Source organism: Cyclobacterium sp. L-R, from assembly GCF_056859355.1.
In genome coordinates, this window is record NZ_JBSXOH010000060.1 from 38,829 (window position 1) to 52,771 (window position 13,943).

The 13,943-nt window shown below is 39.1% G+C and carries 13 protein-coding genes; 9 read left to right on the top strand and 4 right to left on the bottom strand.

Annotation, left to right across the window (positions count from 1 at the left end; all coding sequences use genetic code 11):
- Nucleotides 1-858, bottom strand: a complete 858-nt coding sequence (locus AC13EX_RS07950) for a COG1470 family protein (protein WP_482892251.1) — start codon at nucleotides 856-858, stop codon at nucleotides 1-3.
- 243 nt (nucleotides 859-1,101) lie between these two features.
- Here AC13EX_RS07950 and AC13EX_RS07955 point away from each other — a divergent pair, with 243 nt between their 5' ends.
- The 9 genes from AC13EX_RS07955 (at nucleotide 1,102) to AC13EX_RS07995 (ending at nucleotide 10,336) form a co-directional block, all read left to right on the top strand.
- Nucleotides 1,102-1,929 carry a LytR/AlgR family response regulator transcription factor gene (locus tag AC13EX_RS07955; protein WP_482892252.1) on the top strand — a complete coding sequence of 276 codons (828 nt, stop codon included), beginning with the start codon at nucleotides 1,102-1,104 and terminating at the stop codon, nucleotides 1,927-1,929.
- A 105-nt stretch (nucleotides 1,930-2,034) separates the two neighbouring features.
- Nucleotides 2,035-2,415, top strand: a complete 381-nt coding sequence (locus AC13EX_RS07960) for a hypothetical protein (RefSeq protein ID WP_482892253.1) — start codon at nucleotides 2,035-2,037, stop codon at nucleotides 2,413-2,415.
- A gap of 226 nt (nucleotides 2,416-2,641) precedes the next feature.
- On the top strand, nucleotides 2,642-3,244 hold the full coding sequence (locus AC13EX_RS07965) for a Uma2 family endonuclease (RefSeq protein WP_482892255.1): 603 nt from the start codon (nucleotides 2,642-2,644) through the stop codon (nucleotides 3,242-3,244).
- A 158-nt stretch (nucleotides 3,245-3,402) separates the two neighbouring features.
- On the top strand, nucleotides 3,403-4,005 hold the full coding sequence (locus tag AC13EX_RS07970; protein WP_482892256.1) for a Uma2 family endonuclease: 603 nt from the start codon (nucleotides 3,403-3,405) through the stop codon (nucleotides 4,003-4,005).
- 205 nt (nucleotides 4,006-4,210) lie between these two features.
- Nucleotides 4,211-5,449: a DUF6786 family protein gene (locus tag AC13EX_RS07975; RefSeq protein WP_482892257.1), complete on the top strand. Its 1,239-nt coding sequence runs from the start codon at nucleotides 4,211-4,213 to the stop codon at nucleotides 5,447-5,449.
- 861 nt (nucleotides 5,450-6,310) lie between these two features.
- A complete protein-coding gene (locus AC13EX_RS07980; RefSeq protein ID WP_482892258.1) occupies nucleotides 6,311-7,231 on the top strand; it encodes an alkaline phosphatase family protein in 921 nt (306 codons plus the stop codon).
- 63 nt (nucleotides 7,232-7,294) lie between these two features.
- A complete protein-coding gene (locus tag AC13EX_RS07985) occupies nucleotides 7,295-8,446 on the top strand; it encodes a TIGR03364 family FAD-dependent oxidoreductase (protein WP_048640201.1) in 1,152 nt (383 codons plus the stop codon).
- A gap of 2 nt (nucleotides 8,447-8,448) precedes the next feature.
- On the top strand, nucleotides 8,449-9,141 hold the full coding sequence (locus AC13EX_RS07990; RefSeq protein ID WP_048640202.1) for a phosphonatase-like hydrolase: 693 nt from the start codon (nucleotides 8,449-8,451) through the stop codon (nucleotides 9,139-9,141).
- A gap of 451 nt (nucleotides 9,142-9,592) precedes the next feature.
- A complete protein-coding gene (locus AC13EX_RS07995; RefSeq protein WP_482892259.1) occupies nucleotides 9,593-10,336 on the top strand; it encodes a hypothetical protein in 744 nt (247 codons plus the stop codon).
- Nucleotides 10,337-10,468: 132 nt separating this feature from the next.
- Here AC13EX_RS07995 and AC13EX_RS08000 read toward each other — a convergent pair whose 3' ends face one another.
- From AC13EX_RS08000 to AC13EX_RS08010, 3 genes are all read right to left on the bottom strand, one after another.
- A complete protein-coding gene (locus AC13EX_RS08000) occupies nucleotides 10,469-11,608 on the bottom strand; it encodes a 1-acyl-sn-glycerol-3-phosphate acyltransferase (protein ID WP_048640204.1) in 1,140 nt (379 codons plus the stop codon).
- 157 nt (nucleotides 11,609-11,765) lie between these two features.
- Nucleotides 11,766-12,371, bottom strand: a complete 606-nt coding sequence (locus AC13EX_RS08005; RefSeq protein ID WP_084011585.1) for a 3-keto-disaccharide hydrolase — start codon at nucleotides 12,369-12,371, stop codon at nucleotides 11,766-11,768.
- Nucleotides 12,372-12,394: 23 nt separating this feature from the next.
- Complete coding sequence (locus AC13EX_RS08010; protein WP_482892261.1) at nucleotides 12,395-13,741, bottom strand: Gfo/Idh/MocA family protein; 1,347 nt, start codon at nucleotides 13,739-13,741, stop codon at nucleotides 12,395-12,397.
- Between the last annotated feature and the right edge of the window lie 202 nt (nucleotides 13,742-13,943).

Below are 13,943 nucleotides of genomic sequence, written 5' to 3' on the forward strand. Positions count from 1 at the left end.
TTATCTTCTTCCGAACTTTCGAATCAGTACATAAACAAATCCTACGGCGATCAATATTATCAAAATACCGATACCTCCAGACAATAGGGATGTTTTTACTGTCACCCGATAGGTTGCCGTACTTGTGCTTTCTGAGTTTTTGGCAGTGAACTTACTTACATAATCTCCTGCCAAAGTTTTATTAGGAACTGATAAAGTAGCAATCACATCTGCACTTTTTCTAGGCTCAAGCTCTTCCAATTCGGAGGGAGAAAAGCTTACCTCCCATTTTGATGGAGTATTTGCAGTAAGTGAAATTTCATTTAAAGGAAGTGAACCTCTATTGATTACTTTTAAGTGAATTTCAGTATTTTTTCCTTCAGTAATTTCACCACTTAAACGGCCTGAAGGGGTAGTAAGCTCTAAATCATAGGCGCCTTCCACAACTGCCTCAAGCTCCAGCTCCATCGAATCTTTTCCGGATTTTGCGAATACAGGGAAGCTATACTTTTTGGGAGCTGCATCATGGGCAGGCTTCACCTCAACATTGAGACTTTCCGATTTACCAGGTTCCAAATTAATTGAAGTGACTTGGCTTCCTCTGGCCTTAAATACCAACCTCCAGCCTTTAGGGGCTTCAGCATTGAGTTCGTAAACCTTTACCTTGTCAGAGTTGTTTTTTAGGGTTGTCTGAAAACGAAAGGTCTCATTAACAGGGGCTTCTATATTGAATAAGCGTGCTGTAAACGAGGATTCAGAATTTGAATCTTGTGCTGAAACCGCAATTGGATTAAGGTGAAACAAAAGGACTAATAACAATGGAAAAAACCATCCCTTGCCCCTTCTGAGGCCTTTTTTTTGTATATAAACGGCTGACATAATAATAAATAAGTGAAGTTTATAAATTAAATTAATAAAGTAAAATCTCTGTCTATTTATCGTATGATAGCTATTTTGATAGCGGGTTCAATTATAAAATCGAAGAAAAAAAAATACAAGCAATTAACTTTTTTTAACAATTCCATACACGGAAAATTCTTCTCCCCACTTACCCCCAAATTTCAGAAAAATGTCTTGGTGATTTTTAGGGTTTTCACCTTACCATTGTTTAAATTTAAGGCGATGACAGAGAAAAATAATCTTTTGAATTCTAAATTTAACCTACTCAACCATAACTGGGAAAGACTGGTTTTAATAGGTTTTTGCACCCTTTTTTCTATCCTTTTCATTAATCTTTATACCCCATTCAGAATAGATCAGTGGGAAGCTGATCAAGGCCTGTCCCAATTTATCAGACTTTCAGGGTTTGGAATTATAGGTGGAGTGGTAATTGGTCTTTCACAACTGGTCATTAGGCCTTTATTATTAAAAGGAGAACATAAAGTGGTTCACTTTATCCTCTGGACAATGGCTGAAATTCTGGTATTATCACTTGTTTTCTATGGATTGTATGGCAGTCATGGCTCCAACTTTTTTTCTGAATATTTTATTAGCCTGAAATATACTTTTCTGGGGCTATTGATCCCCTATACATTGGCTTTATGTTTCATCTTCATTTTTAACAAACAACAGGAAAGCCAAAAACAAGCGGAACCTGACACCTCTATCAATAAGATAATAAGCTTAAAAGATGAATACGGAAACAACAGGTTATCTTTAAAATCATCCGACATCTTATTTATTGAAGCGGCTGATAACTATTCCGTCATCTACTATAAGGACAGTGACGCAATCAAAAAAGAGATGCTTCGGAATTCTTTAAAAGCCCTCTCTGAGCAACTCAAAGACTACCCCATAAAAAGGTGCCATAGATCTTATTTGGTCAATGTGCAAAATGTAAAATTGGCAAAAAAAGCTTCAGGTAAAGTCAGCCTGCACCTGGAAGGCAGCGTGTCAATCGTCCCTGTATCACGCAAATTCACCCCTGAGTTCGATCACTTATTGCACTAATACCTGTCACTCACCCCTAAATAGGGGCTTAAAACCCTATTTTTCATACTGCACCTGAGAGGCACTTACCTTTGTTTCATTATGTATAACCAAAAACATCCTATCATGAAAAATTTAAGTGCAGTATTACTCTTATTATTCACCGTATCATTTTTTAATGCGGAGGTGATGGCCTTTGAAATACCTTCTAAATATGAAGGCATATGGGCATACGAATGCTATGACGCTCCATACCCTTATCACGAAGGCACTGTGCATATCGCTAACAAGGACAAAGCAACCACAGTAAAGGTTACTTTTAAAAACGGACAATCCGTTGCAGGAAAAAATGTAAATGTAAAAGATGGAAAATTATCCTTTGAAGTAAATGTGGAAGGAAATGTTGTAAAAACTGTACTGGAACAGAAAGGCGAAAAAATAACTGGAAAGGCCAATTCACCTGAAGGAGTTATGAACTTGGTGATTAAGAAAAAGGCGAAAAAATAAACGTTTCGAGAACTTACTTTTTCTTAGAAAAATACAAGCCCAAGGTCTATAAGCTTTGGGCTTTACCTATTATCAAAAAGAAAAGCCGATGTAAATTCATGATTTTAAAAAACACAGACCTAGACACTTACAGTTTTGTTTTCCTTCACAACCTATCCTTTTTGTCCACTAGCGATTTTAACCAAATCTTGTTATCTTTATTAGTCAACCTCGGTTTACGCAAAAGATGGAAAAGTCAAAAGATAAAGTCAAAGAACCCTTTTCTGCCTATGGAAGCTATTCCTATGCAGACTACCTCTCTTGGCAACTGGATGAGATGGTGGAATTGATTCGGGGAAAAGTATTCAGGCAGGCGGCAGCAGCTCCTCGTAGAATCCATGAAGAGCTTACGGTAGCCTTGGTTACGAGAATTCATGGATTTTTAAAAGGAGGAAGCTGTAAGGTGTATACCGCCCCCTTTGATGTGCGCCTTCCGGTCTCTTCCAGAAAGCACAAGGATATCGATACCGTAGTGCAGCCAGACCTATGTGTAGTCTGCGATCGGGAAAAACTGGATGAACTGGGCTGTGTGGGTGCCCCGGACCTAGTGGTAGAAATTCTCTCGCCAGGAAATAACAAAAAAGAACTGCAACTGAAATACGAGGTATACGAGGCCTCCGGAGTGAAGGAATATTGGGTGATCCACCCTAACGAGCGTACCTTGTTGATCTATACCTTGGAAGGAGGAAAATACCAACCTTCCCGCCTATTTACCTTAGGCGATCGAGTAATGTCTAAGGCTCTCTCTGGTTTTGAGCTGGATTTGGATGAGGTATTTGAGGAATTGTAAGTTCAAACGATAACAATAGGATCTCTTTATATCTGAGGAATATAAGTTAGAACTATATAATTGTTAATTGAGGATTACATACAATTCCCAACTTTATCTACCGGTTAATTCGTTCAAACATTGTTATGTTTATTAAGCAACTTCGATTTGTGTGAAAGATGGAAAAGTCAAAAGATAAAGTCAAAGAGCCCTTTTCTGCATATGGAAGCTATTCCTATGCAGATTATCTTTCTTGGCAACTGGATGAGATGGTAGAGCTGATCCGCGGAAAAGTATTCAGGCAGGCGGCTGCAGCGCCTAGAAGGATACACCAAGAGGTTTCTATGGTGCTTTCAAATACGCTTTATCAATTTTTAAAAGGGAAAACCTGCAAAGTATATGTAGCCCCATTTGACGTGCGGCTTCCGGTTTCTTCCAGAAAGCACAAGGACATCGACACCGTGGTGCAGCCGGATCTTTGTGTGGTCTGCGATCCGGAAAAACTAGACGAACTGGGCTGTATAGGTGCCCCGGACTTGGTTGTAGAAATTCTCTCGCCAGGAAATAACAAAAAAGAACTGCAACTGAAATATGAGGTTTACGAGTCCTCCGGAGTGAAGGAATATTGGGTGATCCACCCTGACGAGCGTACCCTGTTAATCTATACCCTTGAAGGAGGAAAATACCAACCTTCCCGCCTATTTACCATGGGAGACCGGGTGAAATCACACGCGCTTGCTGGGTTTGAGTTAGATTTGGATGAAGTGTTTGGGGAATTGTAAGTTCAACTTATTGGCTTTCCATTGACCATCAAAAAAGCATTGCCATTTTAACCCCTTCCTCCATAAACCAAATCACTGTCACATTAATGCTCATTCTATAACTCACTATAAATACGATGGGTATCCATTGTTTTTATAAATTCAATTGTAGCCTTAAAGGTTTAATGCTATTATTGTGGTTAAAACACATAAGAATTAACACAAAATGAACAAATATATCCTTGCTTTTGCCCTTCTCAGCAATTTATCCTTTACTATTTCCTGCTCAGAGCGCCAAAAAGACAATCAGACCATTGAGGACAGTCCAAATAATTTTTTGCAGGACAAAAAGTTTTTAGAGAAATTTGATCCAAATCTTGTGGAGCTAAGTACGGCTGACGAGCAGGCCAAAATCCTGGTATCCCCTAAGTACCAGGGCAAAGTTTTCACCTCTACCGCAGCTGGGGAAAATGGAGAAAGTTTTGGATGGATAAACTATAAAGCATTTGAAGGCCCGTTAGACAAACATATGAATGCCTATGGAGGCGAAAGTCGCCTATGGCTTGGGCCGGAAGGAAACAAGTACTCCCTATATTTTGAGCCGGGAAAAAAAATGGTGTTTGAGAACTGGCACACCCCTGCAGCCATTGACCATGAACCCTGGGAAAAAACCAAGGCTGGCCCGAGGGAAATAGCCATGACCAAATCAACCTCCATTACCAACTATCAGGGAACCGAGTTTAAGTTACAGCTTCAACGTACCGTTGCCCTTCTGGAAAAGGAGGAAATCTTAAAAAACACTGCTTTGACAGCCGATGTTTCTGCCATCAAAATGATAGGCTATACCACCATCAATTCCATTCAAAACACTGGCGATTTCCCATGGACCCCAGAAACCGGAGCCCCCTGCCTTTGGGTTTTGGACATGTTTAGGCCTAGCGCAAAAACCACCATTGTATTGCCTCTCAAGCCAAATGACAGCAAAGAAGGACTTACCACCAACTATTTCGGTGAAATTCCAGAGGAAAGAATTGCCATCACAGAAAATTACTTATTCTTAAAGGCCGATGGCTTAAGCAGAGGCAAAGTGGGAGTATCCCCCGAAAGAGGCCTCCCTATGGCTGCCAGCTATGACCATCTCAACAAATTATTGACCATCACTACCTTCAATATTTCGTCTGAATTGCCCTACCTTAATCAGGAGTGGAACACCGATGCTGATCCTTTCAAAGGGGATGCGGTCAATGCTTATAATGATGGCCCCTTGGAAGATGGTAGCCAGATGGGTCCCTTTTACGAATTAGAGAGTGTTTCTCCAGGAGCTTTTCTTTCTCCCGGCCAAAGCATGGAGCATTTCCACAACGTATACCACTTTACCGGAAACGAAAAGGAATTAAATGAAATCACCCAGCAATTATTGGGGATTTCTATTGCAGAGATAAATGGGGTGTTTGGTAATGATTAATTGTTAATTGTTAATTGTTAATTGTTAATTGTTAATTGTTAATTGTTAATTGTTTTTTAAGGTATATACTTCAAGAATCTATTACCGGTGTTTGGGTTTGTTGAAGCACCAGTACCTGACCCTGTCAAAGATCCGGTGGCTGAGCTTGTCTAAATACCGGCGCCTGAGCTTGTCGAAATTCCGGTGGCTGAGCTTGTCGAAGTCATCGGAATTTTTAACCGAGAATCCATTTGTTTATTCACTTCGGTGTTAAGGCTGAGCCTGACACGAAAGTGAAATGAAAAGTCAGGGTTCAAATGTAACCTTGTATATATGAATGTGTATTTCTCCTAAATCAATGCATTTGGTCAATGCAATAGTTTAATTCTAACTGTCTGAAGAAGCCTGGAGGGCTTCAACCCGAAATATGCAATAGACAATCAATTACGTGCTGAAATCGCTTTAAAATCAGCCACTTCGTTGCTGTTTTCAATTTCATCATAGCGGTGCTATGCTAAAATCTCCAAACAGCCTGATTTTCTTGCGATTGCAACACTCATCACGAATTCTATTACATAATCCGGGTTCAACAATAATAACCATGGGTGAAACCCGTGGACTGTAGGAATGCTTCTACTTGATTTTGGCGGTATTGTTGCTTTTTTTTTCTGCAACAATGCTGACAAAATCATATCGCAACCAGCTAATGGCCAACTCTTTTAAAAATCTACAAGCCTATTTAAACAATAATATTTAACCATTTAACAAAAAGACAGGATTTAATAAAAGGTCAACATCCTTCTGCTCACTGGTTTTTTATATATTTATCAAACGGGAATTCCCCCTTAAAAAAACAATTCTTAACAAAAACCCTATCCACAGATGATAAAAGCCAAGTCAACCCTGCTCCTTCTTTTATTTTCGTTACTGTTTACTATTGGCTGTAAGGAAAAAGCGCCTGTGGCAAAACGAGTAATCATGCTGGGCATTGATGGCTTTTCTCTGGAAGGTTACCAAAAAGCAAAGACACCAAATATTGATGCTTTATTTGCTGATGGGGTGATTTCCACAAGTACCAGGACAGTGATGCCCTCTGTTACCATGCCCAACTGGACTAGTCACCTCACCGGCGGTGGACCAGAGCAACATGGTGTATTTGGCAACAACTGGGAGAAAGAAGACCATACAATTGCTCCTCAAGAAATGGATGAAAACGGCTATTACCCCTCTATTTTTAAAATTGTAAAGGACAATGTCCCCAATATAAAGACCGCTTTCTATTTCAATTGGAAAAGCCTTATCAAACCGTTCAATAAGAAATACCTCGACGAGCAAAAGTTTGAAGAAGACGATCACTACGATCAAAATTATCAGGCAGCCTTTGATTTTCTCGTCAGTAATCAGGATGTACCTTCCCTGATTTTCCTATATTCTGTGCATGTAGATCATGCAGGGCATGGACACGAGTGGATGTCACCGGAATTTATTACGGCCATTGAGGAAATTGATGTGAAAATCGGGGAGTTTGTAAAGCAGCTGAAGGCGGAAGGGTTATATGAAGACAGCAACTTTTTACTCTTCACTGATCATGGTGGAATTGGCACAAGTCATGGCGGTACATCGGTTCAGGAAATGATTGTCCCATGGATGATCAAAGGTCCCGGAATTAATAAAGGTGTAGCCTTAAATTCTCCCAATTCAAATGCCAACACTTCCGCAGTAGTGGCCAGGTTATTTGGGATTAGGGATACCCCTGAATCCTGGATTGGAAAGGTTCCTTCAGGAATATTTGAGGAGGACTGATTCTTTTTCCTATCAGAATTATGAAGAATCTTTAAAAGTTGACAATAGAAACACAGTCAAGGAATGTTTGATCTTATTGTAGTTGGAGCTGGTGTTTTGGGCACTTTTCATGCCTATCATGCCCTAAAGAAGGGATTGAAGGTAGCCCTGATCGAAAAGGACAATGCTCCACAAGGCGCTACTGTACGCAATTTTGGGCAGGTTATTCCTTCAGGAATGAATGAAAAGTGGCAAGCTTATGGAAGAGAAAGTCTGGCTATCTATAAAGAAATTCACAGCACAATTGACTTAACTGTCAGAAACCAAGGAACAGTCTATCTTGCTTCTGATGCAGAAGAAATGCAGTTGATTGAGGAGCTTGCTTCGATCAATTATTCTAGAAGTTATCCCTCCATTTTGCTTTCCAAGCCAACTTGTTTGGGAAATTTCCCAGGGCTAAGGAGTGATTATGTCAAAGGTGGTTTGTTTTTCCCAGAAGAAATCACTGTAGAGCCACGGCTTATGATTCACCGGCTTCTGAACTTTATGCATGCAAAAATGGGGCTCGCTTATCTCCCTTCCACAACAGTGATCGCTTGCGAAAACAATGGGTCATTTGTAAGGTGCACAACCACCAGTGGTAAAAAGTTAAAGTCTTCAAAAGTTCTTATCTGTAGTGGAAGCGAATTTAAAACATTGTATCCCGCTATTTTTGCAGGAAGCGATATGGAAATTTCTAAATTGCAGATGATGCAAACCAAACCCCAAGCAAAGTCCTATCAACTGCCAGGCTCCCTATTGACCGGAAGATCTATACGAAGGTATGAAGCCTTTCAGGAATGTCCTTCCTATGCTTCTATAAAAAAGAAGGAGGCCAATGATACGCTTGAGAAAAAATGGGGCATACATATTCTTTTTAAGCAGGCAATGGATGGTTCTGTCATTCTGGGAGATTCTCATCAATATACGGACGCCAGAAATAGTGATAAACTGGGATTTGATTTAGACATGGAGATTGATCAATTTATGCTTCAAGAGGCCAAGGCCATAATAGACCTACCCACCTATGATATAGCTTATCGCTGGTATGGAACCTACGCTCAATGTAAAAATGGGGAGCTATATGAAAAAACAATCGATGAAAACATTCATATTGTCACCGGAATAGGTGGAAAAGGAATGACAGGTAGTCCTGCATTTGCTAAAGAAAACATTGAAAAACTATTTAATTTATAAAAATGAAAAACATTAAGCTAGTGGTACTTGACATGGCGGGAACTACCGTGGATGAGGACAATGTAGTTTACAAAACCGTTCAAAAAGTAATCAATGACAAGGGATTTAACGTTTCATTGGAGGAAGTTTTGGCACATGGGGCAGGTAAGGAAAAGCATCAGGCCATAACTGATGTATTGAAAGCATGTACCAATTCCACTGATATTGCAAGCATTGCCTCTGAAGCATTTGCCAATTTTAAACCAACCCTAAAACTAACTTATGAGCAGTTGGAGGTGAAAACTTTTCCTGGGGTAAAAGAAATGATGAAAGGTCTGAGGAGTAAAGGTGTGTTTGTGGTGCTTAATACAGGTTATGACCGCAAAACAGCCTTATCGCTACTTTTGAAATTAGGCTGGGAAACAGGAAAGGACATCGATGGGCTGGTCACCGCTGACGATGTATTGAATGGGCGACCCCAACCAGACATGATTTACAAAGCCATGAAGATATGTGGCATTACAGAGTCTCAAGAGGTACTGAAAGCAGGAGATTCTACCATTGATATTGAAGAAGGTAAAAATGCAAATTGTGGTTTGACGATTGGTGTATTGACTGGAGCGCAAAATGAGAAGCAACTAAAAACGGCTCATCCAGATTATATCTTGCCAAGTTTGGCATCCCTACCAGAGGTTTTAGCAGTTAAGGGCGCATAAGTTATTTTATACCTTTATACAATTACCACTAAAGGAAAGCCAGAGAATTCAATTGTGAGATCTCTGGCTTTCTTATTAAACCCGCTTTATCCATAAGGAATTGTAATGAGAACTGAAACTGCAAGAAAATCAGGCTGTTTGGAGATTTAATCATAGCATCGCTATGGTGAAATCGAAAACAGCAGCGTAGCGACTGATTTTGAGGTAGATTCAGGTCGTAATAGATAGGCTAATGCATAATGTGGGTTAAAATAGAAATAGGCTACAATACCATCAGCATCTCAATCTAAGATTACTTTTTAATGTCTTGGGATTTTATTTGATGAGAAAGTCTTTGCTACTTTTTCCTTTCTTTAAAAGAAAAAGAAGCTTCAACAAGACATACACATAGTTTGTTGCGTATAGTATTTGAATCAATTATTGAAAGCTCTTTAAACCAACATTCTATATTATGAAAAAAATTACCTATGACTCATTTTTAAGTAAAATGACAGCAAACAAAAAAGCGCCATCAACTAAAGGTGCATGGGCACTTTTCTTCTTGCCTCTATTATTGGCAGGTTGCCTCAACACAGTTGAAACGGAACCGGAAATCATCACTGAGCCACCCATTTCTTCACTCATTTCAACAGATACCATTAAGTCTGGGGATTACAAAACCTTCACCATAGGCGCCAATTCTGCGACGGTATATGAATCGGTAAACGAGTTGAAAAGTGATATAGGACTTGAATATATAAACATTGTCTCCAACATATATGAAGGAGTAGCTGAATTGGAAGACAAATTGCCACTGTATCACTATATTTTTATGGATGAAAAAATAGGTACCTCTTCCGGTGTTCAGTTAGGAATAAAAAACAATAGCATAGAAACCATCTATTTAAGCAGTGGTCAGGCACTTGAAAAATGGCCTGAAGAACTGTCTCAGTCCGCCATCAGGAAAGGAGATGATATAGCTGTGTTGTATGACAAGCTCAAAACAATCAGCGAAAATGAGAAGTATAAAAGTAAATTTGAAGCCATTAATTTACTGACCAAAGACCTCTCTAAAACCTATGATAGCGAAATGGAAAAATCACCTCAGTGGTATTTTGGATACACATTGGAAAAAAACAAAATGGATGTAGTAAAACTAAATTTCGAGGAAGGTGTTCTGGAAAGTATAATAATCAATCATTACCAGTCCTACTAAGGATAATCTGAATCGATTGAAATAAGTATTAGAAACTTGATTCAGGAATATATTCAATATAAAAACAACCTAGGTTAGAAAGCTTCTTAAAGCCATAAACCTAGGTTATTTTCATTTTAAAAGAATGGGGACTCAAGAAGTTGGTTGAGAAATATTTTGCTTGTGAACAACTGGGTTGGCATACATTGCCAAAAAGTTATGTACCGCAACTTCGTTTTCCATATCTATACCTTTGTGCATTCTTTCTTTAAATGCTTCCATTTCCTCGTTGGTATAATGCGCTGCATATTTACTGGTATTGTTCATAATGTCCAGTGCAATATAGTTGGTAGGCCATAACTGGTAATTGTGTACAATCACCCGATCCAATTCTTCTGCAAGTAATTGCAATTGTTTATTTATAGGACCTTCGGTACCTAGCACCTCGTCTATTTCTTCATCGAGTACTTTTCCTACGGAAATATGAATGCGTTTCTTTTGCCCCATAATCCCGCTTACCAGTGTTTTGAAATCTTCATTTTTCTGCTTCACATAAATCTCTTCCCTGGCCTTGGCAAGTAATTCAGGCATTTTAAGTACGTCTGTTGGGTCGTTTTCGTAAGAAATGGATACAGGAACTATTTTCAATTGCTTAAAATAGTCTTTCAAAGGTGTATCCTCACTGGCCAAGGCCAGCATTTTCAACATGCCTTTTTGTGTCAGGTCCATGCCATCTTTGGTTCTGCCTTCCCTCTGAGCAATCCAAACAGACCTGTTTTCTTTCAGCAATGCTTCCCTTATGTATTCAGAATTCAACTTAGAATTTTCAAACATGGCCTTAGGACTAAGTCCTCTAAAAACCACAAAATTACGTGTAATCCTTGATAATGCCTTCAAAAAAGGCTTTTTCACAAGATTATCCCCTATTGCAGAAGTTGTCATCACTAACCCATGTTCGTACAAGGTAGCATTCAGCAAAGAGGTGTCAAGTATAATATCCCGATGGTTTGAAATAAACAGATAGGCTGTATTGGGTTTCAGGTTTTCAAATCCTGAAGTAGATAGTCCATCAGAACTAACTTTTAAAATTTTAAGTACAGCATCGTATATAATTTTTGTTTGAAAGTCTCTGATTGAGTGAATATCGGAAAACATTTCGGCCCATTCTGCCTCTGATCTGTCAGGAAAAGTGAAATTCATTATTGCCTTCATCATGGGATGTTGGCCATATTCTTTCAATGCCTGATTGACTTCATTATCATAAAAAGGTCTTATCGGATCAAATTTAGACATATATCATTATTTTCTAGAGCGCAAATTACTAAAAATGACTCAAAGGTTGGTTCCTTTTGTCAAACAATAGTAGTTGAACGTAAAAAAGCCCCGAAAAGGGGCTTTTTTTCTGTATAATCCTTTGAATCTTGAGACTGTTTGTTCTAAAACAGGCTACTTACAATTCTTTTACTTTGATGTTTTTCCAGGAAATCTTCAGACCTCCACCACTGTGAATCTGAAGTGCCAACTGCCCTTCACCTTCACCAATTTTTTCGTCAGAATAATCTATCATTTCTACGCCATTAAGCCAAGTAGTTACATGGTCATCAACAACACGAATTTTAATATCATTCCACTCACCAAATTTTAGGTTTTTGTCTTTTTCAGGATCTGGTTTGATCAACCAACCACGACCATAAGACTCATATACTCCTCCTGTATCGTCACCTGGAGGTGCCACTTCTACTTGCCAACCGGAAACCTTGGTTCCTTCAAAGTTTGAGCGAAAGAAGATACCACTGTTACCATCCTGATCTTGCTTGAATTGTGCGGTCAATTCAAAGTTTTTATAATTTTTCTCAGTACCAAGATAGCCATACTCCCCGTCAGGGCCACTCTCGGAGACCAAAATACCATCTTCAACATACCATTTTTCAGTACCATATACTGTCCATCCTGTAAGGTCTTTGCCATTAAACAGGTCGGTGCCATCAGATGCGCATGACATTACAAGGACTGCTGCCAACATTAGGCCGCTTGTTTTAATAAGTGTTTTCATCATTGGTTTTAGATATTAAACTTAAATTATACTAATTTCATATTTACAGGATCCCATTTAATAAATTTGTCCTGGAAATAACTGTCATTACACAATAAAGCTGGTGCCGCAGCACGAAAAGCAAATATAGGGTTTTCTACCACTTCTCCATTCTCCCTGATGGCACGGAAAAAATTCCCAAAATGATCATAATGCGCTCCTTTATAACCAGGCTCCACTTTATAAACCATTTCATTGGGTGGTAAAATTTTCTTACGATCGGGAGCATCTCCTCTCATCTTTGCTTGTGCTTCCATAAATGGATCATTACTGGACACTTTCTGGTTGGTCTTTACAACCACTTCATCCCATTTCACATCCATAGACCCTTTACTACCTACAATTTTCAAGTAGGTAGAACCACTGGTACCATCCACAAAATTACATCTTAAAGACAAGTTAAAACCAGGGTGTTGTTGACTGTCTGGATATTGGAACATTCCCAATAAAACATCTGGCACTTCTCTTCCATCCTTCCAATACCTTAATCCCCCCATGGCTGATACTTTATCTGGTCCCAAAGAGTTGGTAATAAAATGAAGGCTGGTAAATAAATGAACAAATAAATCTCCAGACATCCCAGTACCATAATCAAGGTAATTTCTCCATCTAAAAAACCGTAGTGGATCAAATGGTCTATCTGTGGTATTGGAAATATACCTTTCCCAGTCCACCGTCTTGGTATTACCATCCTCAGGTACATTGTACTGCCAAGCGCCTTCAGGAGAATGTCTGGCCCAAAAACCCTCGGCATAGTTAATGTCTCCGATAGCGCCTTCAGCCAACAATTCTTTGGCCTTCTCATTCCCCAGGCTTGATATCCCTTGACTACCTACCATCATCACTTTACCCGATTTCTTCCAGGCATCAATGACATCCTTACCCTCATCCACACTATGAACCATCGGTTTTTCGCAGTAAACATGCTTGCCGGCGTTCATGGCATCAATGCTGATCTGCTTGTGCCAATGATCTGGTGTTCCTATTAGAACTGCATCTATATCTTTCCTTTTCAGGATCTCTTTATAATCTTTGGTTAAAAACAGGTGTTGTCCCCACTTTTCTTTAGCCGAATCCAATCTACCATCATACAAATCACAAACAGCCACTATACTTACATTGTCATGTTGAAGTGCGGTATTCATATCTTGGGATCCCATGATACCTGCTCCAATTAAGGCAATATTCAATTCCTTGTCTGCTGGACTTTCGAAATTTCTTTTCATTTGGGAAATTGCCTTTGGCTCTTCTCCTGCAAATGCCACCGGAACCATTGCCGAAGCTGCTCCGGCCATTCCCATTTTCTTTAAAAATTTCCTTCTATTATTGTTCATGCTAATGCTATTGATCTTCCAAATAAAGGATTAAATATAAGAAAATATTAAATCATATTTTTAAGCAACACAATAAACTTAATACATTTTTTTACTTAATTACAAAAACACCATAAGCTCCATAACAAAAAATAAAGTCCTCCTTAAAAATTTAAAGAGGCCTTATCACCTAAATTGAGTTTGTTAAGCTTATTTTTTCCCA

Excerpts from the sequence above, each read along its gene's own strand:
- AC13EX_RS07995 (WP_482892259.1), top strand. The coding sequence starts at position 9,593 with ATGAAAAAAATTACCTATGACTCATTTTTAAGTAAAATGACAGCAAAC.
- AC13EX_RS07955 (WP_482892252.1), top strand. The coding sequence starts at position 1,102 with ATGACAGAGAAAAATAATCTTTTGAATTCTAAATTTAACCTACTCAAC.
- AC13EX_RS08000 (WP_048640204.1), bottom strand. The coding sequence starts at position 11,608 with ATGTCTAAATTTGATCCGATAAGACCTTTTTATGATAATGAAGTCAAT.
- AC13EX_RS08010 (WP_482892261.1), bottom strand. The coding sequence starts at position 13,741 with ATGAACAATAATAGAAGGAAATTTTTAAAGAAAATGGGAATGGCCGGA.
- AC13EX_RS07970 (WP_482892256.1), top strand. The coding sequence starts at position 3,403 with ATGGAAAAGTCAAAAGATAAAGTCAAAGAGCCCTTTTCTGCATATGGA.
- AC13EX_RS07985 (WP_048640201.1), top strand. The coding sequence starts at position 7,295 with ATGTTTGATCTTATTGTAGTTGGAGCTGGTGTTTTGGGCACTTTTCAT.
- AC13EX_RS07990 (WP_048640202.1), top strand. The coding sequence starts at position 8,449 with ATGAAAAACATTAAGCTAGTGGTACTTGACATGGCGGGAACTACCGTG.
- AC13EX_RS07980 (WP_482892258.1), top strand. The coding sequence starts at position 6,311 with ATGATAAAAGCCAAGTCAACCCTGCTCCTTCTTTTATTTTCGTTACTG.
- AC13EX_RS08005 (WP_084011585.1), bottom strand. The coding sequence starts at position 12,371 with ATGATGAAAACACTTATTAAAACAAGCGGCCTAATGTTGGCAGCAGTC.
- AC13EX_RS07960 (WP_482892253.1), top strand. The coding sequence starts at position 2,035 with ATGAAAAATTTAAGTGCAGTATTACTCTTATTATTCACCGTATCATTT.
- AC13EX_RS07950 (WP_482892251.1), bottom strand. The coding sequence starts at position 858 with ATGTCAGCCGTTTATATACAAAAAAAAGGCCTCAGAAGGGGCAAGGGA.
- AC13EX_RS07975 (WP_482892257.1), top strand. The coding sequence starts at position 4,211 with ATGAACAAATATATCCTTGCTTTTGCCCTTCTCAGCAATTTATCCTTT.
- AC13EX_RS07965 (WP_482892255.1), top strand. The coding sequence starts at position 2,642 with ATGGAAAAGTCAAAAGATAAAGTCAAAGAACCCTTTTCTGCCTATGGA.